Below are 19,863 nucleotides of genomic sequence, written 5' to 3'. Positions count from 1 at the left end.
ATTAAAGCTTTTTTATAATGTATTACAAATAAATTTATTTTGTAATCTAAAATTTTCACCTAGATGAATATTGAACATGACCCTTCTGAATATATAAGAGGTATCCAACAAATTTTAATTTCTGATAAAAAGAAAATTGGTTTTTTATTTGGTGCCGGTAGTTCTTTAGCGAAGAAAGATTTACGATCATTAACAGTACCTGCCATTGGAAAAATGACATCTGAAATAGTTGATGAATTAGGGTGTGATAATAAAAAATATAAAGATGCTCTATTAGAAATTAAGAATGAGCTAGGAGACCCCAACTTTAATATAGAAACAATTCTATCTAATTTGGAGCAGAAACATTCTTTTATTGGTAATGGTGATTTAAATTCTTTGAATAAATTAGAGTTTGCTGATCTAATTAATAAAATAAAAAAAGGGGTTAGACAGAAAGTAAGTGTTCATCAGATAGATCTATGCGAAATTTCTACCAAGAGGGAAATTAAAAAAATTGTAACAAAAGACATTGTTGAAGAATTAGTTCAAACTGATTTTGCCAATTGGGTAGGGCAAGCAGAAAGAAAGTTTCCAATTGAAATTTTCACAACAAATTACGATTTCTTATTTGAGCTTGGATTAGAGCATAAAGAAATTCCATATTATGATGGGTTCTGTGGAAGTTTGAGAGCTTTTTTTAATCCTGAATCAGTAGAGGATTTTAAATTTCTTACAAATCAAACAAAATTATGGAAAATACATGGTTCCCTTGGTTGGCATTATGACAAGGATACAGAGAAGATTTTAAGAGTAAGTCCAGATGATGAAGATATTTTAATTTATCCTTCAACTTTAAAGTATAAAGATTCAAAGAAACAACCCTATGAAAGCCTTTTAGACAGACTTTCTAATTTTCTAAAACAGGATGATTCCATTTTGATAACCTGTGGTTACTCATGGGGTGATGAGCATATTAATTCACGAATTATTTCAGCTTTAAAGACAAATACAACTTCTCACGTAATTGGTTTATTTTTTGACAAATACAATCAAATAACTGAAGCTTCAACAGTGTCTAAAATAGCAAAAGAGAATCCTAAATTATCAATATATGCATCACGCAAAGCAATAATTGGATGCAAATTTGGAGAATGGATTTTGAAATCCGAACCTAGTTCTGATGATACCGTAAGTTTGAACCTATATTTTGATGAGGATGCTCACTATGATTCAGATGAAGAAAAGAAGGAAAAAAAAGGAGAAGAGGTTTGGACTGGGAAAGGTGAATTTATTTTACCCGAGTTTGGTGCACTTGTCAAGTTTTTAAATTCCATGATTAATGAAAACGAAATAAAAAGACTTGGGAAAAATGTCAAAAAATAGAATTACGGAAATAGGTGAAATTGACAGTATAAGTGGCAATAATATTTCTGTCAGGCTTTTTGACAATATAAAATCCAATATGCCCATTATCGATGGTATCGTATATAGAGTAGGTCAGATAGGATCCTTCGTTAGAATTCCTTTAGGTTATGCTAACTTATATGGTATAGTAACTCAAGTAGGTTCTGCAGCGATTCCCGAAAGTCTTCGAGAATCTTTAGCAAAAGATTACGATTTTATCAAAAATACTAGGTGGATAAACATTGTTTTGGCTGGTGAACAAGTAGGTAGAAAATTTGAACGAGGAGTTACTCAGTATCCTACGACCGGAGACAATGTTCATTTAGTAACTATTAATGATTTAGATATTATATACGGCGGTTATGAAGATGCAAATTCTATTAAAATTGGAAATATTAGTGTATCTGAAACTTTAGATGCTAAAATAGACCTAGATAAATTGATTTCAAGACATTGTGCTATTGTAGGTTCAACTGGAAGTGGAAAATCTAATTCTGTATCTGTATTACTTCAATCAATAGCAAATAGAGAATTTCCAAGCTCAAGAATTTTGGTCATTGATCCGCACGGTGAATATAATGATGCACTATCTAAACATTCAAAGGTAATCGCAGTAAACTCTGTTGAGGATGGTAAAAGATTGGAAATACCATTTTGGGCTTTACCATTCAATGAATTGATGAAGGTTTTTTCAGGTAATTTGTCCGATCAAAATAAAGAATATGTTAGGGAAAAAGTAGTAGATGCAAAAATTAAAAGTGCAGAAGAAAATAATATAGATGTAAGGAAGGAGTCAATTACAGCAGATACTCCAATTCCTTTTAGTCTTAATAAACTTTGGTTTGAGTTAATAGATTTTGAGAAGCAAACTTTCACGGATAATGCTAGAACAATTTTAAGTGATTTAACATTTGTAGGTGATGCGGATCAATTGTTATCTAATGAATATACACCTGCAGGAATGGGTAACTCTCCACCATTTTTGAATATTAGAGCTAAAGGTTTATTAAGCTTTTTGGATAGTATGAGGAATAAACTGAATGATAGCAGTTATAGTTTCCTATTTTCTCCAGGTAAATTAAAGCCAGACCAAAAAGGTAAAATTGATGAAGATTTAGATAATATTTTTTTAAGGTGGTTAGGCGATGTTGCTCCAATAACTATATTGGATTTATCAGGTATACCAAGTGAAATAATGTCATCAATATCTGGCACCCTTTTAAAAATTATATATGATGGCTTATTTTGGGGAGTAAATACTAAAGTAGGAGGCAAAAATCAGCCCTTACTCATTGTACTTGAAGAAGCACATAGTTATCTAAAAGCTGGGGAACACTCCATTTCATCTAGAACAGTTCAAATGATTGCCAAAGAGGGACGTAAGTATGGGGTTGGTTTATTAATGGTTACACAAAGACCATCTGAATTGGATGAAACTGTACTTAGTCAATGTGGCACAATCATAGCACTGCGTATGAATAATTCAAAAGACAGAGGTCATATAAGAGCAGCTGTTCAAGATGAATTACAGAGTATGGTAGATTTACTTCCTAGCTTAAGAACGGGTGAGGCACTTATATCGGGAGAAGCAGTCAAGATACCTTCAAGAGTTAAATTCTTTAAAATTGCAAATGCACCTAAGAGTTCAGATCCTAAACCTTCTCAGAAATGGCTCGTGGAAATTGATAATCCGAAACAAGAGTATAAAAATTTATTAAAATCTTGGCGAAACAAAAACTATAAAATATGAGTTATCCAGAAATGATCCCAGTTAGTTCATCCAATATTGAGAGTATAGGGTATTTTGTGCAAAATCAAGAAGTATATGTTAGATTCTTAAATGGAGGGGTCTATGTTTATAGAGGAGTTCCTGAACATGAATTTCAAAATTTATTATCGGCTCCTTCTTTAGGTTCTTATTTACATAGGAATTATAAAAATGTTTATCCATACGAAAGAATTGAGTAATGCTTAGTATTAATCAAAAGTTGAACAGGGTTGAAATAAAAGAATTTGAAATCAAAAATTAAATCGTATTTAATTTTTTTTATAATCTTCCTTCCTTTGAAAGAGATGGAAAATTAATACGCGCAATTTATATTGGGGTTTTAGCTTTAATGGAAGATAGGATTTCTGCTTTTCAAAACCCGTTTTCATACACTCTTCATACTCTATCCTAGGGGATGTCTTGGAGTTGACCCGTCCTAAAATAGCTATACAGATTAAAAATAAATCCTGTTATAGCTATACAAAGCTATGATCCTAAACAAATTTACTTTTCCCCAAATAATATTAAAGTAAACTCGAATTCTAGATTTATAGAAGTATGAGCCGATTATGGGTACTAATCGGCTCAATTTTTGATTATATTTGAGCCAATTAAACAGATTAATCGGCTCATCATGTATAACTGGCAACACGAAGACTGGCCTAATTTTAAGTATACTACAACTGAAATTGAAGAGAAGCTCTTTGAATTCAGCCAAAGGGCTGGTCGCGTTAATGGTATATTAGAAGGACTCTCAGATACGATGCAAATGGAAGCTATCTTATCTCTGATGGTTGCTGAGGCTGTTAAAACGTCAGAAATCGAGGGAGAATATCTGAGCCGGGAAGATGTGATGTCTTCTATACGAAACAATATGGGTTATGGTACACCCAAAGCGGTCAAAGACCCAATGGCGCGAGGTGTAGGAGATTTAATGGTGCGGGTGAGGCAAAATTTTGCAGAACCTTTAACAGACCTGGCATTATTTGAATGGCACAGAACGCTATTAGGGAGTGCTAAACGCATTAATACCGGGCAATGGCGTAAGCACAGTGAGCCTATGCAGATCGTATCCGGTAGCTGGGGCAGGGAGAAGATCCATTTTGAAGCTCCGCCTTCCCATTTGCTTCAGAATGAAATGCAAGCTTTTATAACGTGGTTTAATGATTCTCATCCAGAAGGAGTCAACCCTATTAAAAAACCACTTATCCGTTCAGCGATTGCACATCTGTATTTTGAGAGCATTCATCCTTTTGAAGATGGCAATGGAAGAATAGGAAGGGCATTATCTGAAAAGGCACTATCTCAAGACTTAAACCGTCCTATCCTGCTGAGTCTTTCTAAAGCTATCGAGCTCGATAAACAAGCCTATTATAAGGCTCTAAAAAACGCGCAGCAGTCCAATGAAATAACCGATTGGATTATTTATTTTGTCAATACTGTTTTAGAAGCTCAATCTCAGGCGGAAGAGCTTGTTTCTTTTACTTTGAGAAAAGCCCGTTTTTTTGATCGCCATAGAAATTCCCTGAACGAGCGCCAGTTAAAAGTGATCAATCGAATGCTTGACGAAGAACCTGAAGGGTTTAAAGGGGGGATGACGGCAAAAAAGTATATTGCCCTTACCAAAACATCAAAAGCTACAGCAACCCGTGATCTTCAGGATTTAGCAGCAAAGAAACTATTTATACCTATAGGGGAGGGACGTAGTACACATTATGAAATCAACTTTGAGGACTAAAGCTTTTTAATAAGCGATCGACTTGAACCCTAGTCTCGTTAAGGGCTTTAGATTATTTTTTATACTTAAAAGATATTAAAGACAATCAAATCAGATCAATTTGAATGTTCATTTAAGTATAGTAAAATATCCGGTGAATAGATCGAATAATTCAGCTGTAAGATACAGGAAGTATAGGGTGAGTTGGTTTGCAAATTACCTGCCCTCAGTTGTTAGTGTGAATCAAATCATAATCGAAGATCAAAATGACTCTTTAGTATTCCTAGCTTCCAATTTCTGCATAAGAGCATCCATATCGTCTCCAACTTTCTTTTGCAATACTCTGGCATAGATTAGAGTTGTTTGGAGCTGTGTGTGCCCTAAAAGCTTTGATACGGTTTCAATGGGCACTCCGTTAGATAATGTAACTGTAGTCGCAAAGGTATGACGCGCCACATGAAAGGTTACGTTTTTATGTATCTGACAAACTTCAATTATTTCTTTAAGGTATTTATTCACCTTCTGATTGCTGTATAAGGGCATTAATTTGCCGGAGATTTCCAATTCCTTATCCTCTATATATTTCTCGACTAGTGCCAGAGCCTGGGGCAGGAGGGGAACCTTAACAGATTCGTTGGTCTTTTCACGTTTAGTATAAATCCACAACCGCTCATTAGAAGCCGGAATCAACTGGTCTTTTCGTAATGCTTTTAAATCTACATAGGAAAGCCCCGTGTAACAGGCAAACAGAAAGCAATCTCTTACGCGCTCGTAACCTTTACTCGTAAAATGTGTTTCCTCAATACGATCTAATTCACGCTGGGTTAAATAGCAGCGTTCCTTTCGTTCAAATTTCAATTTATAATTGATAAAAGGATCTTTAGGCAACCATTCCATTCTGACTGCGAGATTAACCATTTTACGAAGCCGTTCTAAATGCTTCCTCGTACCGTTAATGGAACACGTCTTTCTTTCCTTTTTAGGTTTATAAGTACGTATATAGCGTTCAAACTCTGTTATAAACCGGTAATTTAGATCAACTAAGAAGAAGTCATCTGATTTATAATGATCTAAGAGAAAAGACTTGATGTACTTTTCTGTAGAGTAGTAATTTTTCATTGTACCGGGCTTTAGCGACAATCCCATATTATCGTTGTGGTACTTCACAAGCTCTAAGAGCGTCATACGCTCTTCATCTTCGCCCATATATCGTAATTTGATCGCTTTCGCTGTAATTACTTTACGTTCTGCATGCAGCTCCTTATGCGCGTTTAAAACTTCAGCTTTTACATCATCCATATAGGAGTTGAGTGTGATAAGTTGGTCTGAAGTTTCTTTGGCTTTTACCCGGAGTATATCCCAGTCTTTTACATCAATATCACGCTTTATACTCATTTCAGAGCGCTTTTTATTGACTGTAATTCTTAAATAGATATCCAGTTTGTTGGGATTGTTTCGTTTGGGACGTGTAAAGAAATTAACGCCTAAGGTACTGTTTACGGGCATTTTGTAAGTCTTTTAGTTAAACAATTCTTAGTGAAAGACTACATCCAGATGGCCTAAATGCTATATAAATCTACGATAAATTACACACCTTATTGCACACCGAATTGCCCACATTTGCCTTGATTTTAGATGATATCAAATGATATCAGATGATATCATAAAAAATTAAAAGCCTGCTAATTCGTTGATTAACAGGCTTTTTGATATAAACCGAGGTTTGGTTCGTCGGGATGAGAGGATTCGAACCTCCGATCTCGCGCCCCCCAGACGCGCACTTTAACCGGACTAAGCTACATCCCGATGCCTACTATTAAAAAACAACACAACCTGTTTTTTTAATAGGGTTGCAAATATAGTTATTTGTTAAAAACACCAAAGTATAATTTCAATAAATACCTCTAATCACAAACCCCTTTATTAAATATTTTGATGTTTTCATATTCGTAAAATTATCGCACAGAATTCACAAGTTCTTAATATCTAAATTTATTTAAGTGCTGAAATTATTAATTTCTTAGTATTGAGATTTTTTGTAACTTAATATCAGTTAATTACCGTTATTAATCTAAAACCATGCTGCAATGAAATTACTACTCTATCCATTGGCTTTTCTTTTGTTGTCTCTTCCAGTTCAGCAGAATCAAAATACAAAAACAGATTTTGAAAAAACCTTAAAGGGAACCTGGGAACTTGATAGCTTCTATTATTACGATACAGATAATGAAGTAAGTGATACCATACCTACGACAGAAGGTTACCGTCAAATCAAAATATTTACAGATGACCGTGTGATGTGGACCCGCTTTGTACCTATGGATTCTGTAGAATGGTTTGGTTACGGTCATTATATGGCACTCGACGATCAATTAATAGAAACTTTAGAATATGGAAGTGCATCAATGATGAAAATAATTGATACAATGCGCGTTTTTACATTTGAGCTCACTCTTGATGAAGATAATTTTAGCCAGATCACATTAGATGAAGAGGGAAATAGATTCTCTGCAGAAAATTATAAACGGATTGAATAAGTACCGATTTCATGCTAAAAATGATCAATTTTAGCTTGTTTTAGCCGGTTTTTTGAGTGTAATTATAGAATGTTAATAACGACTTTATAAATGTAAAATCCTTCTTTTTCTAGTATATTGAAAAGGAGTAATTTTACAATCTACATTAAAATAAAGTTAAAATGGCTTCAGAAAGAATTAAATGCCTAATAATAGGATCAGGACCTGCAGGATATACCGCGGCAATATATGCTGCCCGCGCAGATCTGAAACCTGTCATGTACACAGGTCTAGAACCAGGTGGTCAACTTACAACAACTACAGAAGTAGATAATTTTCCCGGTTACCCGGAAGGTATTGATGGCCCTACGATGATGGTACAGCTACAACAGCAAGCAGAGCGTTTTGGTACCGAAGTACGTATAGGTATGGTTACAAATGTTGATTTTAGTGATGAAGTAGGAGGAATTCATAAAATAACTGTAGACAATAATAAAGAGCTCGAAGCAGAGACTGTAATAATTTCTACCGGTGCTACGGCAAAATATCTTGGTCTACCCAGTGAGCAAAAATTGCGCGGTGGCGGGGTATCTGCTTGTGCAGTTTGTGATGGCTTTTTCTATAAAGGTCAAAATGTTGCAATAGTTGGCGGTGGTGATACTGCAGCAGAAGAAGCAACTTATCTTTCTAATATTTGCAAGCATGTTACAATGCTCGTGAGAAAAGAAGAATTAAGAGCTTCTAAAGCAATGCAACATCGTGTCGCATCTCGCGAAAATCTAACTGTTCTTTACAATTCTGAAGTAGAAGAGGTTTTAGGTGATATGGTAGTTGAAGGACTACGTATTGTAAATAATAAGACTTTAGAAAAACATGAGATAGACATTACGGGATTATTTATTGCAATAGGTCATAAACCCAATACAGATATTTTTAAAGGTCAGTTAGAGATGGATGAAACTGGTTATATTATAACCCACAATAAATCTACCAAGACTAATAAACCCGGAGTTTTTGCAAGCGGTGATGTACAAGATAAAGAATATCGCCAGGCAATTACGGCTGCCGGTAGTGGCTGTATGGCGGCTCTTGATGCAGAAAGATATCTTGTAGCTATAGAAAGCGAAGATACCGTTGAGGCATAAAAGAGAATAAGCAGAAGTGTCAATTAATTAAAAAAGCCGCGGTATAATTTTACCGCGGCTTTTTTATTTGTAAAGAAATAGAATTATTAATCTTCTTCTTCTTCATCAACTTCATTCTCAGAATCTTCATCTGCTACCTCTTCATCAATTTTTTCTGGAATTTCGCTTATTGGTTCTTGTAGATCATCGTCTTCATAATCATCTACATCAAAGTTTTCCATAGAGGTTTCTAGCTTCTTACTTACTTTCACGAGATAGATAGTATCTTCTGTTCTCACTTCAACAGCTTCTATAAGCTCGTTCTTAGCATTTCTAAAAGAAATGATGTGATCGTCATCATATCCGTAAGGATATTTATCGACCAGCAGTGAAAGTATTTCTGGTGTAAGTTTTTTAAAATCAACGATTACTCGACGCATAAAGGGCTTTTAAGGTTTGTTCAAATCAGCGATAAATGTAAAAAAAAACGATTTGCATGGGCAATACTATCTCTACATTTTACGATTTTAAATTTTTATAGTAATTGAAAGCTTCATAAATCAAATCATTCGCAATTTCCTGATCGATCGCCGCACTTCCAATGTCATTTAAAAGAACAAAATTTATTCTTCCGTGACTATTTTTTTTATCAAATTTTAACAATTTTATTATTTCATTAATATCTTCTTTTTCAAACGCTATTTTATCATAGTATTTTTCAATTTCCTGTGAGGTTTCATCTCTCATTTCAATTGAAAATTGGGCTTGTTGAGCAGAGAGGTAATTTGCCAGTATCATACCTATGGCGATTGCTTCACCGTGAAGCAAACGTTTCTTGACAGGATGTGTTAAAAAATACGATTCAATAGCGTGACCCAAAGTGTGACCGTAATTTAAAGTCTTTCTTCTGTTTTTTTCAAAAGGATCTTCAAGAACAACTTCATTTTTAATTTCTACAGATCTATAAATCATTTCGCCTAGAGCGTCAATATTTTTATAGTCACAGTTTTTCACATCATTCCAGTAATCTAAATTACTTATTAACCCATGTTTAAGCATTTCTGCAAAGCCAGATCTTAGTTCTTCTGTAGATAAAGAATTGAGGAATTCTGTGTTTACTAAAACCATTTCAGGATTACTTATCACACCTATCTGGTTTTTTAAATTACCAAGGTCTACTCCGGTTTTTCCACCTACAGATGCATCTACCATAGACAATAGAGTAGTGGGCACGTTTATATAATCTATACCTCTTCTATAGGTACAAGACACAAAACCACCTAAATCTGTCACAACGCCACCGCCTAAATTGATCAAAACACTTTGCCTGTCTGCATTTAACTCAGACAATACATTCCAGACACCGGTGCATGTTTCAAGATTTTTAAATTCTTCACCGGGATCTATTTCTATGACCTCAATAGTGGTTTCAGTCGCAATATTAGCTAAAAAAGGAGCCAGGCAATGCTCATGCGTATTGCTGTCTACTAAAACGAAGATCAGGCTATAGTTCTTTTTGTCAAGGAGTTCATTCAGCTTATTATAACCATATTGGTTAAACACGACTTTGTAATCCTTGGCTTGTATAAAATCCATAAAAGTTGAAAAAAATATTGGGTGGGAAATTACTATCTTTTTGTAAAAATGCGATTATAATGTAAGTATATTTGCCGACATTTTTTTGCTATGCTAGAGAACAAAATCTTTGATAACACAGAAGCGGCTTTCGCTTTAAAGTCAGACAGCGAACTAGAACGCGCTTATTTTCTATTTAAAATGATCTCAAAACAACCGCTGGTGCGTATAGGTACAGCAGCGACTCGTTTTGCATTGAATGCTAATCTTCCTGTAGAAAAGTTGATTAGAGCAACCGTTTTTGATCATTTTTGTGGTGGAGTTAATGAAAAAGATTGTCTTAATGTCGTAGATCGTATGTATGAGAAAAATGTGCATTCTGTACTTGATTTCTCTGTTGAAGGAAAAGAACTTGAAAACCAGTTTGATGAAGCGCTGGAGCGTGTTCTTAAGATTATCGAGTTTGCAGAAGATAAGGATGCGATGCCTTTTTCAGTTTTTAAGCCTACAGGATTTGGTCGTTTTGAAATTTGGCGTAAAGTAACAGAAAAAGAGACTTTAACTGAGGCAGAAGAAAATGAGTGGCAACGCATACAACAACGTTTTGATAGAATCTGTACAAAGGCAAGTGAGTGCAATGTTGCATTACTTATAGATGCAGAAGAAAGCTGGATGCAAACTGCAGCAGATGATCTTGTTACCAAAATGATGGAAAAGTATAATGTGGAAAAACCAGTGGTTTACAATACATTACAATGTTACCGTTGGGACAGGTTAGAATACATGAAGAATCTGCATCAATACTCTTTAGAAAAAGGCTTTAAACTAGGAGTAAAAATCGTGAGAGGCGCTTACATGGAAAAAGAGCGTGCTCGGGCAGAAGAAAAGGGATATGATTCTCCTATATGTAGAGATAAAGGAGAAACTGATGCCCATTTTAATGCTGTTTTGGTCTATATTTTAGATAATTTAAGTGATATTTCTGCTTTTATTGGCTCGCATAATGAATATAGCAATTATCTGGCTATAGAATTAATGCAGCAAAAAGAAATTGCAGTTAATGATCCCCGCGTATGGTTTGGTCAATTATATGGTATGAGTGACCACATAAGTTTTAATCTAGCCGCAAAAGGTTACAATGTTGCTAAATATTTACCTTTTGGGCCTGTTAAAGATGTTATGCCTTATTTGATACGCAGAGCGGAAGAAAATACTTCTGTCGCCGGTCAAACAAATAGAGAACTTACTCTTTTAAAGGAAGAGAGAAAAAGACGAAGTCTTTAAAGTTCCTCAAATTTATCAATGACCACATTGTCTTCACAATTGGTCACTTTTGCAGCAAACCGTTTATTTGCAGAGTCATCGGTTTCAATATAAAAGTGGCCGCATGGTTTTTGTCTGGGTTTGCTTTTTGAGAATACCACATTACCATCCTCAAAGAGCAACCTTACGTTAGTTGTATCTATTTCTAATGCTGTCATGTCTTCTTTAGCCTGATCTGAAATAGTATATCCCTTTGTTCTCATATTCTTAAGTGCTCTTGCATTAGGCATATAATCACAAGAAGGTATTTGTGTGCCACTGCCTTTTAAAAAGAAAGCAAGCAGAATTAAACCTATTGAGAAACCTCCCAAATAGTAACCAAATCTATGTAGTATTTTCATGAAAAATTGAAATAAAATATCTGAGGAGGACCTGAGATACTTAAAAGAAAACTAATTTATTCAAGGTTAACCTTGAAGTATTTAAATATCGATTATTGAATCTGTGCTATGATTCTGAATTTTAAAAGAACAATAAATTGATGTCTCGATATGGTAAATCAAACCAATCTGAAACGGACTTGCTGGTTAAAATTCCGCGGTAAAAGTACAACCCACTTTTCAAACCTCTATCAAAACGAAGCGTATTTTCTAGTCCGCCATTTTCAGCTATATTAAGCAGATAAGGGGTAAAAATATTACTTATTGATAATGAGGCCGTTCTCGCATAACGTGCCGGTATATTTGGCACACAATAATGCACAATACCATGTTTGGTGAAGGTAGGATTATCATGAGAAGTTACCTCGCTGGTTTCAAAACACCCACCCATATCAATACTTACATCAATGATAATAGCTCCATTTTTCATGGTTTCTATCATAGTTTCAGTAACAACAATAGGGGCGCGATCTTTACCTCGTACAGCACCTATGGCAACATCACAACGTCTTAAGGCCTTGAGAAGGTTTTTTGGCTGAACTGTAGAAGTATAAAGAGGTCTGCCAACATTTGTCTGGAGACATCTTAGTTTGGTTAATGAATTGTCAAATATTTTGACATTGGCACCTAGACCTAAAGCCGAACGTGCTGCAAATTCACCCACTGTACCAGCACCTAAAATAACAACTTCTATAGGGGGAACCCCGCTTATATTGCCAAACATTAATCCGTTACCTTCTTCACGGGACATAAGTTCTGAGGCTATTAAAATAGAAGCGGTACCCGCAATTTCGCTTAAAGCGCGTACAGCAGGATATGTACCATCTTCATCTCTTATGAATTCAAAAGCCAAAGCTGTTATGCGTTTTGCGGCTAATGCTGTAAAATACTTTTTTGATTGTGTTTTTAACTGAAGTGCGGAAATGAGAACGGCTTGCGGATTCATTAATGCAAGTTCGTCAAGAGATGGCGGCTCAACTTTGAGCACCATTGGGCAACCAAAAACTTTCGCTTTGTCTTTAGTTATTTCTGCGCCAGCTTCTGAGTAATCATGGTCTGAAAATCTAGCATCTTCTCCGGCATTAGATTCTAAAAGAACTCTGTGACCATGTGCAACAATTGCAGCCACAGCATCAGGAGTAAGACAGACACGCTTTTCTTGAAAATGATTCTCTTTAGGAATACCTATAAATAACGAACCTTTTCTTTTTTCTATTTCTAATTTTTCTTCTTGAGGAAGAAGCTCTTCTCGTGTAAAAGGACTATTTGTTAGGGTCATTTGCTGTTAGATGATAGGAGACCCAAATTACGGATAATTTAAGAAAAGCTACAATTAAATAAGTGATCTACTTTAACCCATATACAATGGCTCGTCATCCTCATCCTCATCATCCTCATCATGGTAAACTTCTTCATCTTCAATCACAAAAGATGAAGGACTGTAATTATAATAAGGATCTTTTTTATTTTCTTTTATATCACCTTTTAAGCTGCCTCTTTGTAATTCAGCAAGGTCAATATTGTGTATTTTATCAAATATTTTGGTACGTATAACATAGATAAATACAAAAGCAAGTAGAATAATAGGAGCAAGCAAGTAAATCTCAGTAATATCTTGAGTACGCATTGTGTCTTCTTGAAAAGTGAGATATATCTGAATTACATACATGCAAATAGGAACCAGAATAGCATGATACCACCAGTGTTTACAGGTAAAAAACCAAATCAAGAACAATATTAAAGGTACTATTTTCCCCATAACTATCCATGCTACAACATTTACGCTATAATAAAAGTTACTATCGTATCTAAAATCAAGTCCCAAAATAGAAAAGTTCCAGACTGGTATGTCCGGAACTCCTTCATATAAGTAAAAAAAGTATGGTGACGCTACTAAAAATGCAGCTATAATACTACCCGTGAGTAGGGACTCTGATCTTCGTTTTGTCCAACTGTTTGCTTGCATAATCTGCTTGATGTTCTTGAGTTGCAGTGTAAGTTAATGCAGTTGCACCGGCAATTAATAAACCTAGGAGTAAAGATTTTAATTTCATAATTGTGAGTTTTTGAGTGTTAATGATTTGTTATACAAAGATGCATTAAACACTTTTATTTTGCCAACTCATATAAAATTATTACTTTCGCGGCCTTTTTTTAGTAATTATCAGTTCAACATTTATTGATTTATATTATTTTTTATCCTTTAACGCTTATTAATCCAAATATAAGTAGTTTAAACTACCAATAATAAAAATAGTGAAAGAAAATCCTTTCATTTTATCTTTATTGTTTTAACATTATTTTAACAAATTTATGAAATACTCAAGTTACGCTGCGTGTCATTAATCGATATTAAATTCGCCGAATGAGATTGTGCAGGTAAAAAATTGTTAATTTTTTCTGGCCATTCAATAAAAATCCAGCCCCCTGAAGCAAAGTATTCTTCAATACCCATATCTAAAGCTTCATTTTCATCTTTTAATCTGTAAAAGTCAAAATGATAGATGGGGGTTTCCCCTATAATATTATACTCGTTTACAATAGAAAATGTTGGGCTCGAAGCCTGATCGCTGGCACCTAACTCTTTGCATAAAGATTTAATAAGTGTCGTTTTGCCAGCTCCCATTTCACCGTAGAATAAAATGGTCTTGTGTTGAGAATTTGCTAATACCTTTCTTGCAACTGAATCTATTTCAGACAGGTTATAGACTATGTTCATCAATTTATAGGATTTAAGGGTCCTGCAATATAGAGATTATCTAGGATTTAATACTATAAAAGGAATTATCATTTCCTCAAGTGAAACGCCGCCATGTTGATATGTATTACGATAATAGCTTACATAATGGTTGTAATTGTTAGGATACGCAAAAAACAGATCGCCTCGGGCAAAAATAAATGAGCTGCTCATATTAATACTGGGCAAGTGTATTTTTTTAGGATCTGTGACTGCGAGAACATCTTTATCCTCATAAGTAAGGCTTCTACCGGTCTTATATCTTAAATTAAGACTTGTATTCTTATCTCCAATTACTTTAGATGGATTTTTTACATTAATTGTACCGTGGTCTGTAGTTATAATTAGCTTAAACCCTAATTGCTGCGATTTCTGAATCATCTCAAGTAATGGTGAATTCTTAAACCAACTTTCAGTTAGGGAGCGATAAGATTTATCATTAGAAGCCAACTCTTTAATAACTTCCATTTCAGTTTTAGAATGGCTTAGCATGTCTACAAAATTGTATACAAGCACAGTAAGATCATTATTTTTAAGAGAGTTAAAATTTTCAACAAGTTTTTTTCCGCCCTTAAGGCTGGTTATTTTATGATATTCCCATTTAAGATCGAGACCCAATCTCTTAAGTTGAGCTTCTAAAAATTTGTCTTCATTTAAATTTTTACCACCTTCTTCTGTATCATTTAGCCAGAGGTCTGGATGTCTTTTTTCCATCTCGCTAGGCATAAGACCTGAGAAAATTGAGTTTCTAGCATACTGTGTGGCCGTTGGCAAAATGCTGAAATAGGTTTGCTCTTTTTCCTTTTTGTAGTAGTTGTTTATGATAGGCTCAAAGGATTTCCATTGATCATATCTTAGATTGTCTATTACTATAAGTATGGTTGATGTGTCTTTACTTAAATTGGGTACAACACGTTCTTTAAACAACGTATGAGACATTACCGGCTTCTCATCATCTGTGAACCAATCTTCGTAATTGCGTTCTATATATTTAAAAAACTGTGTGTTAGCTTCATTTTTTTGAGATTCTAAAATCTCATGCATTCCCTGATCTTCAATATTCTCAAGTTCTAGTTCCCAGTAAACCAATTTTTGATAAAGGTCTGCCCATTCTTCATAAGAATTTACCATGGCAAGTTCCATCGCTATCTTTCTAAATTCCTGCTGGTAAGTGCTGGTGGTCTTCTCTGAAACTAATCTGCTGGTATCTAGATTTTTCTTTAAACTGAGCAATATTTGGTGCGGATTGACGGGTTTTATCAAGTAATCGGCGATTTTTGAGCCTATGGCTTCCTCCATTATATATTCCTCTTCGCTTTTTGTGATCATAACCACAGGAAGGGTATCGCGGTTTGCTTTGATCTCATTTAGAGTTTCAAGACCAGTAAGACCGGGCATATTTTCGTCAAGAAACACAATATCAAAATTCTCTTCTTTAACAAGATCGATGGCTTCAGTACCACTTTGACAGGTTGTTACCTCATAATTCTTCTTTTCAAGAAATATGATATGTGGCTTAAGTAAATCGATTTCGTCGTCAACCCAGAGAATTTTTATAGCATTCATAGTGTATCTTTGTTTAATATTAGGGCATATATGACCGATTTTCAGCCTAAAAAGCCCGATTTTAATTCTAATTGATTTTTGCTTGAAAAACCAGCACAAACTTACGATAATTAACGACCCTATATATGGGTTTATTACCATACCAAAAGGCGTTATTTTCGACTTGATCGAGCATCCGTATTTTCAGCGCCTACGCAGAATTTCGCAAATGGGCATGTCATATCTCGTTTATCCCGGGGCACATCATACCCGCTTTCATCACGCACTGGGTTGTCTATATATTATGGATAAAGCCCTGCAGGTGCTTAAGAGCAAGGGTGTTGAGATATCTCATGAAGAACATGAAGCAGCGATGATCGCTATTTTACTACATGATATAGGTCACGGTCCTTTCTCGCATGCTATGGAACATAGTATTGTAGAAAATATACATCATGAGCAGATATCGCTTCAATTTATGGAAGCTTTAAATGAGGAGTTTAACGGAAGTTTAACGCTGGGCATCAATATATTTAAAGGTGTTTATCAGCGTACATTTTTTAATCAACTTGTTTCTGGCCAATTAGATATGGATCGTACAGACTATCTCAAAAGAGATAGTTTTTATACCGGTATGGCAGAAGGTAATATTAATACAGATCGTATTCTGGCTATGCTTAATGTAAAAGATGATAAGCTGGTAGTAGAAGAGAAAGGAGTTTATACAATAGAAAAATTTCTTGTTGCCCGTAGGTTAATGTACTGGCAGGTATATCTACATAAGACAAGTCTTGTGGCCGAACAAATTCTTGTGCGCGTATTAAAAAGAGCCAAAGAACTCTCTAGTATGGGCGTTGATTTAAAAGGTAGTAGTGCTTTAAAGTTTTTTTTAACTGAACAAATTACTGAGTCAACTTTTAACGATAAGGCGCTTGGTATATTTGCTTCTCTTGATGATTACGATATAATTTCTGCAATGAAAGAGTGGGTTCATCATGAAGATTTTGTGTTAAGAACTCTGTCTGAAATTATAATTTATAGGCGTTTGCTTCAAATAAAAATAAAGAAGAAACCGTTCTCAAAAGAGTTTATAGAACAACAAATAAATAAGGTTATAGATCATTGTAATATTAGTAGAAAAGAAGCGCTCTATTTTGTTTTTGGCGGTACCATTTCTAACCAGGCATACACTTTTAAAAAGCAGGGAATAGATATTCTTACCAGAAAAGGTAAGGTGGTAGATGTTGTTGCAGCCAGTGATCAGCTGAGTTTAAAGGCGTTGTCTAAAGAAGTTATTAAAAACTATATCTGTTACCCTAAGTATAAAGATTAACCCTTTTTTTCTATTTTTGCGATAATGAAATTTACAGCTGCACAGATTGCTGGGATTTTGGAAGGTACCGTAGAAGGTAATGCTGATGCCGAAGTCTCAATGCTATCAAAAATTGAAGAAGGAAAACAGGGTTCGCTAACTTTTTTAGCAAATCCAAAGTACACTCCTTATATATATACAACCCAAGCAAGTATTACTATAGTAGACCGCGATTTTCAGGTTGAACAGGAAATCACAACAACGCTCATACGTGTTGACGACGCCTATAAATCGTTTTCGAAACTACTGGAATACTATAACATGGTAAAACTGAATAAGACAGGAATTGAAAATCCTAGTTTTATTTCAGAAAGCGCTTCTTATGGTGAGAATATCTATTTAGGTGCTTTCTCTTATTTAGGCAGTAATGTAAAAATAGGAGAGAACGTAAAGATCTATCCCAATGTTTATATAGGCGATAATGTTACAATAGGTGATAACTGTGTTATTTTTGCCGGAGCTAAAATTTATTCGGAAACGATAATAGGCAACGAGGTTTATGTACATAGTGGTGCTATAATAGGTGCAGATGGTTTTGGTTTTTCACCAAATGAAAAGGGAGAATATAGCAAAGTACCTCAAACAGGTAATGTTATCATAGAGGATAATGTAGATGTAGGTGCAGGGACAACTATAGATAGAGCTACATTAGGATCTACTATCATCAGAAAAGGGGTTAAACTGGACAACCAGATACAGATAGCTCACAATGTTGAAATAGGCGAGCATACAGCCATAGCCGCACAAACGGGAATAGCAGGATCAACAAAAATTGGTTCGCATTGCCTTATAGGTGGCCAGGTAGGTATTGTAGGTCATATAACTATAGGCAACCGTGTAAAAATACAGGCCCAGTCTGGTATTTCTAGAAATTTAAAAGATGATGAAGCAGTGCAGGGTTCGCCGGCACTATCATATGGAGATTTTAATAAATCATACGTGCATTTTAAAAATCTTCCATCTATTGTACAACGAGTAAACAATTTGACAAAAGATATCTCCCATGATAAGTAAGACCAAGGGAAAACAAAAAACAATCGCCGGTGAAGTCTCTTTAACCGGCGTTGGTTTGCATACAGGTAAAAATGTTACCCTTACCTTTAAACCAGCCAAAGAAAATACGGGTTATGCTTTTAAACGTGTAGACCTGGAAGGACACCCGATCATAGAAGCTGACGCAGACTATGTTACCAGTACAGAGCGAGGTACCAATCTTGAAAAAATGGGGGTTACAATTCAAACCAGTGAGCATGTTCTTGCAGCTTGTGTTGGTTTAGATATTGATAACATCATTATAGAACTTGATGCTTCTGAACCTCCTATTATGGATGGTTCTTCAAAATATTTTATAGAAGCATTAGAGAGTGTAGGGCTGCAGGAACAGGAGGCTTATCGTGAAGAATATGTGGTAACAGAAGTTATCAATTACTTAGACGAGCAATCTGGGAGCGAGATCATGTTAATGCCTTCAGATGAGTACCAGTTGACCACTATGGTTGATTTTGGTACAAAAGTTCTGGGTACTCAAAATGCAAGCATTAAGAGTATTACTGAATTTAAAGGCGAAATATCTAATGCGCGTACATTCAGCTTTCTTCATGAGATAGAGATGCTTCTTGATCACGGTCTTATTAAAGGGGGTGATTTAAATAACGCAATTGTATACGTTGATAAAGAGCTTTCTCCTGGCACGATGGATAAGTTGAGAGAAGCCTTTAAGAAAGATAATATTTCGGTTAAACCTAATGGCATACTTGACAATCTAACACTTCATCATCCCAATGAGGCTGCCAGACATAAACTCCTTGATGTAATAGGTGATCTTGCTTTAGTGGGAACACATATAAAAGGTAAGGTTATTGCTAATAAACCCGGGCATTATGTAAATACACAGTTTGCTAAAAAGCTCAAAAAAGTTATACGTCAGGAAAAGAGAAATAATATACCTACATATGATTTGAGCAAACCTCCCGTTAAAGATGTAAATGCCATTATGGAAATGCTGCCTCACAGGCCACCATTTCTTTTGGTAGACAAAATATTAGAATTATCAGATCATCATGTGGTGGGCTTAAAGAATGTCACTATGAATGAGCCATTCTTTGTTGGTCATTTTCCGGGTGCTCCTGTTATGCCAGGTGTGCTTCAGGTGGAGGCTATGGCACAGACAGGTGGTATTTTAGTATTAAGTACAGTACCAGATCCTGAGAATTATCTTACCTATTTTATGAAAATAAATAATGTAAGATTTAAGCAACAGGTTTTGCCGGGAGATACTTTGGTTTTTAAATTAGAATTATTATCACCTATACGCCGCGGTATATGTCACATGCAAGGATATGCTTACGCGAATGGAAAACTCGTCACAGAAGCAGAACTTATGGCGCAGATTGTTAAAGTAAAGAAAGAAGAGAAGTAGT

Annotated in this window: 18 protein-coding genes and 1 tRNA gene; 10 read left to right on the top strand and 9 right to left on the bottom strand. The window is 35.1% G+C overall.

Annotated elements, in window-relative coordinates; translation table 11 throughout:
• The first annotated feature begins 63 nt into the window (after positions 1–63).
• The 4 genes from ACH3PA_RS16170 to ACH3PA_RS16155 all read left to right on the top strand — a co-directional run bounded on the left by ACH3PA_RS16170 (position 64) and on the right by ACH3PA_RS16155 (position 4,892).
• Positions 64–1,365: an SIR2 family protein gene (locus tag ACH3PA_RS16170; protein ID WP_416442108.1), complete on the top strand. Its 1,302-nt coding sequence runs from the start codon at positions 64–66 to the stop codon at positions 1,363–1,365.
• The gene (locus ACH3PA_RS16165; RefSeq protein ID WP_416442107.1) at positions 1,352–3,136 is read left to right on the top strand and encodes an ATP-binding protein; all 1,785 of its coding nucleotides are present in this window, start codon (positions 1,352–1,354) and stop codon (positions 3,134–3,136) included. The genes ACH3PA_RS16170 and ACH3PA_RS16165 overlap by 14 nt, the downstream gene beginning before the upstream one ends.
• Positions 3,133–3,354 (top strand): KTSC domain-containing protein, encoded by a 222-nt coding sequence (locus tag ACH3PA_RS16160; protein ID WP_416442106.1) that lies wholly within the window; start codon positions 3,133–3,135, stop codon positions 3,352–3,354. The genes ACH3PA_RS16165 and ACH3PA_RS16160 overlap by 4 nt, the downstream gene beginning before the upstream one ends.
• A 434-nt stretch (positions 3,355–3,788) precedes the next feature.
• Positions 3,789–4,892, top strand: a complete 1,104-nt coding sequence (locus ACH3PA_RS16155; RefSeq protein WP_416442105.1) for a Fic family protein — start codon at positions 3,789–3,791, stop codon at positions 4,890–4,892.
• Between the two features lie 240 nt (positions 4,893–5,132).
• Here the strand turns inward: ACH3PA_RS16155 and ACH3PA_RS16150 are convergent, their stop codons facing one another.
• On the bottom strand, positions 5,133–6,377 hold the full coding sequence (locus ACH3PA_RS16150; protein ID WP_416442104.1) for a site-specific integrase: 1,245 nt from the start codon (positions 6,375–6,377) through the stop codon (positions 5,133–5,135).
• Positions 6,378–6,602: 225 nt separating this feature from the next.
• A tRNA-Pro gene (locus ACH3PA_RS16145) sits at positions 6,603–6,677 on the bottom strand.
• 281 nt (positions 6,678–6,958) lie between these two features.
• Here ACH3PA_RS16145 and ACH3PA_RS16140 point away from each other — a divergent pair.
• Together ACH3PA_RS16140 and trxB are read left to right on the top strand one after the other, a co-directional pair.
• Entirely contained in the window at positions 6,959–7,408 is a 450-nt protein-coding gene (locus tag ACH3PA_RS16140) for a hypothetical protein (protein WP_416442103.1), read from the top strand.
• A gap of 161 nt (positions 7,409–7,569) precedes the next feature.
• Complete coding sequence (trxB, locus tag ACH3PA_RS16135) at positions 7,570–8,532, top strand: thioredoxin-disulfide reductase (protein ID WP_416442102.1); 963 nt, start codon at positions 7,570–7,572, stop codon at positions 8,530–8,532.
• Between the two features lie 86 nt (positions 8,533–8,618).
• On the opposite strand, the gene ACH3PA_RS16130 is transcribed toward trxB, so the two are convergent.
• Positions 8,619–8,951, bottom strand: coding sequence for a hypothetical protein (locus ACH3PA_RS16130; protein WP_416442101.1), 333 nt, complete (start codon positions 8,949–8,951; stop codon positions 8,619–8,621).
• Positions 8,952–9,030: 79 nt separating this feature from the next.
• Complete coding sequence (aroB, locus tag ACH3PA_RS16125) at positions 9,031–10,107, bottom strand: 3-dehydroquinate synthase (protein WP_416442100.1); 1,077 nt, start codon at positions 10,105–10,107, stop codon at positions 9,031–9,033.
• Positions 10,108–10,197: 90 nt separating this feature from the next.
• Here aroB and ACH3PA_RS16120 point away from each other — a divergent pair, with 90 nt between their 5' ends.
• Positions 10,198–11,370, top strand: a complete 1,173-nt coding sequence (locus tag ACH3PA_RS16120) for a proline dehydrogenase family protein (protein WP_416442099.1) — start codon at positions 10,198–10,200, stop codon at positions 11,368–11,370.
• On the opposite strand, the gene ACH3PA_RS16115 is transcribed toward ACH3PA_RS16120, so the two are convergent.
• The 5 genes from ACH3PA_RS16115 to ACH3PA_RS16095 all read right to left on the bottom strand — a co-directional run bounded on the left by ACH3PA_RS16115 (position 11,367) and on the right by ACH3PA_RS16095 (position 16,092).
• Positions 11,367–11,750, bottom strand: a complete 384-nt coding sequence (locus tag ACH3PA_RS16115; RefSeq protein WP_416442098.1) for a hypothetical protein — start codon at positions 11,748–11,750, stop codon at positions 11,367–11,369. The two genes, ACH3PA_RS16120 and ACH3PA_RS16115, sit on opposite strands and share 4 nt — an antisense overlap.
• Positions 11,751–11,871: 121 nt before the next feature.
• Positions 11,872–13,068 carry an alanine dehydrogenase gene (locus tag ACH3PA_RS16110; protein WP_416442097.1) on the bottom strand — a complete coding sequence of 399 codons (1,197 nt, stop codon included), beginning with the start codon at positions 13,066–13,068 and terminating at the stop codon, positions 11,872–11,874.
• Between the two features lie 72 nt (positions 13,069–13,140).
• Positions 13,141–13,755 (bottom strand): hypothetical protein, encoded by a 615-nt coding sequence (locus tag ACH3PA_RS16105; protein ID WP_416442096.1) that lies wholly within the window; start codon positions 13,753–13,755, stop codon positions 13,141–13,143.
• A 345-nt stretch (positions 13,756–14,100) separates the two neighbouring features.
• Positions 14,101–14,508, bottom strand: coding sequence for a tRNA (adenosine(37)-N6)-threonylcarbamoyltransferase complex ATPase subunit type 1 TsaE (gene tsaE / locus ACH3PA_RS16100; protein WP_416442095.1), 408 nt, complete (start codon positions 14,506–14,508; stop codon positions 14,101–14,103).
• A 36-nt stretch (positions 14,509–14,544) separates the two neighbouring features.
• On the bottom strand, positions 14,545–16,092 hold the full coding sequence (locus ACH3PA_RS16095; RefSeq protein WP_416442094.1) for a PglZ domain-containing protein: 1,548 nt from the start codon (positions 16,090–16,092) through the stop codon (positions 14,545–14,547).
• Between the two features lie 82 nt (positions 16,093–16,174).
• Between ACH3PA_RS16095 and ACH3PA_RS16090 the strand changes: the two genes are divergently transcribed.
• Genes ACH3PA_RS16090 through ACH3PA_RS16080 form a run of 3 tightly spaced genes read left to right on the top strand, consistent with a single transcriptional unit; the run spans position 16,175 to position 19,862 of the window.
• Positions 16,175–17,404 carry an HD domain-containing protein gene (locus ACH3PA_RS16090; protein WP_416442093.1) on the top strand — a complete coding sequence of 410 codons (1,230 nt, stop codon included), beginning with the start codon at positions 16,175–16,177 and terminating at the stop codon, positions 17,402–17,404.
• Positions 17,405–17,428: 24 nt separating this feature from the next.
• The gene (gene lpxD / locus ACH3PA_RS16085; protein WP_416442092.1) at positions 17,429–18,457 is read left to right on the top strand and encodes a UDP-3-O-(3-hydroxymyristoyl)glucosamine N-acyltransferase; all 1,029 of its coding nucleotides are present in this window, start codon (positions 17,429–17,431) and stop codon (positions 18,455–18,457) included.
• Positions 18,447–19,862, top strand: a complete 1,416-nt coding sequence (locus tag ACH3PA_RS16080) for a bifunctional UDP-3-O-[3-hydroxymyristoyl] N-acetylglucosamine deacetylase/3-hydroxyacyl-ACP dehydratase (protein ID WP_416442091.1) — start codon at positions 18,447–18,449, stop codon at positions 19,860–19,862. Before lpxD ends, ACH3PA_RS16080 begins: the two co-directional genes overlap by 11 nt.
• Position 19,863 lies beyond the last annotated feature (1 nt).

The organism is Leeuwenhoekiella sp. A2 (assembly GCF_047946655.1).
Taxonomy (GTDB): domain Bacteria; phylum Bacteroidota; class Bacteroidia; order Flavobacteriales; family Flavobacteriaceae; genus Leeuwenhoekiella.
This window is presented reverse-complemented; position numbering and strand designations above follow the sequence as displayed.

Bases quoted from the DNA above. Each gene is read 5' to 3' on its own strand.
- ACH3PA_RS16140 (WP_416442103.1), top strand. From the start codon at position 6,959: ATGAAATTACTACTCTATCCATTGGCTTTTCTTTTGTTGTCTCTTCCA.
- ACH3PA_RS16080 (WP_416442091.1), top strand. From the start codon at position 18,447: ATGATAAGTAAGACCAAGGGAAAACAAAAAACAATCGCCGGTGAAGTC.
- ACH3PA_RS16095 (WP_416442094.1), bottom strand. From the start codon at position 16,092: ATGAATGCTATAAAAATTCTCTGGGTTGACGACGAAATCGATTTACTT.
- ACH3PA_RS16120 (WP_416442099.1), top strand. From the start codon at position 10,198: ATGCTAGAGAACAAAATCTTTGATAACACAGAAGCGGCTTTCGCTTTA.
- ACH3PA_RS16115 (WP_416442098.1), bottom strand. From the start codon at position 11,750: ATGAAAATACTACATAGATTTGGTTACTATTTGGGAGGTTTCTCAATA.
- ACH3PA_RS16155 (WP_416442105.1), top strand. From the start codon at position 3,789: ATGTATAACTGGCAACACGAAGACTGGCCTAATTTTAAGTATACTACA.
- ACH3PA_RS16110 (WP_416442097.1), bottom strand. From the start codon at position 13,068: ATGACCCTAACAAATAGTCCTTTTACACGAGAAGAGCTTCTTCCTCAA.
- aroB (WP_416442100.1), bottom strand. From the start codon at position 10,107: ATGGATTTTATACAAGCCAAGGATTACAAAGTCGTGTTTAACCAATAT.
- ACH3PA_RS16160 (WP_416442106.1), top strand. From the start codon at position 3,133: ATGAGTTATCCAGAAATGATCCCAGTTAGTTCATCCAATATTGAGAGT.
- ACH3PA_RS16150 (WP_416442104.1), bottom strand. From the start codon at position 6,377: ATGCCCGTAAACAGTACCTTAGGCGTTAATTTCTTTACACGTCCCAAA.
- ACH3PA_RS16165 (WP_416442107.1), top strand. From the start codon at position 1,352: ATGTCAAAAAATAGAATTACGGAAATAGGTGAAATTGACAGTATAAGT.
- trxB (WP_416442102.1), top strand. From the start codon at position 7,570: ATGGCTTCAGAAAGAATTAAATGCCTAATAATAGGATCAGGACCTGCA.
- ACH3PA_RS16130 (WP_416442101.1), bottom strand. From the start codon at position 8,951: ATGCGTCGAGTAATCGTTGATTTTAAAAAACTTACACCAGAAATACTT.
- tsaE (WP_416442095.1), bottom strand. From the start codon at position 14,508: ATGAACATAGTCTATAACCTGTCTGAAATAGATTCAGTTGCAAGAAAG.
- ACH3PA_RS16105 (WP_416442096.1), bottom strand. From the start codon at position 13,755: ATGCAAGCAAACAGTTGGACAAAACGAAGATCAGAGTCCCTACTCACG.
- ACH3PA_RS16170 (WP_416442108.1), top strand. From the start codon at position 64: ATGAATATTGAACATGACCCTTCTGAATATATAAGAGGTATCCAACAA.
- lpxD (WP_416442092.1), top strand. From the start codon at position 17,429: ATGAAATTTACAGCTGCACAGATTGCTGGGATTTTGGAAGGTACCGTA.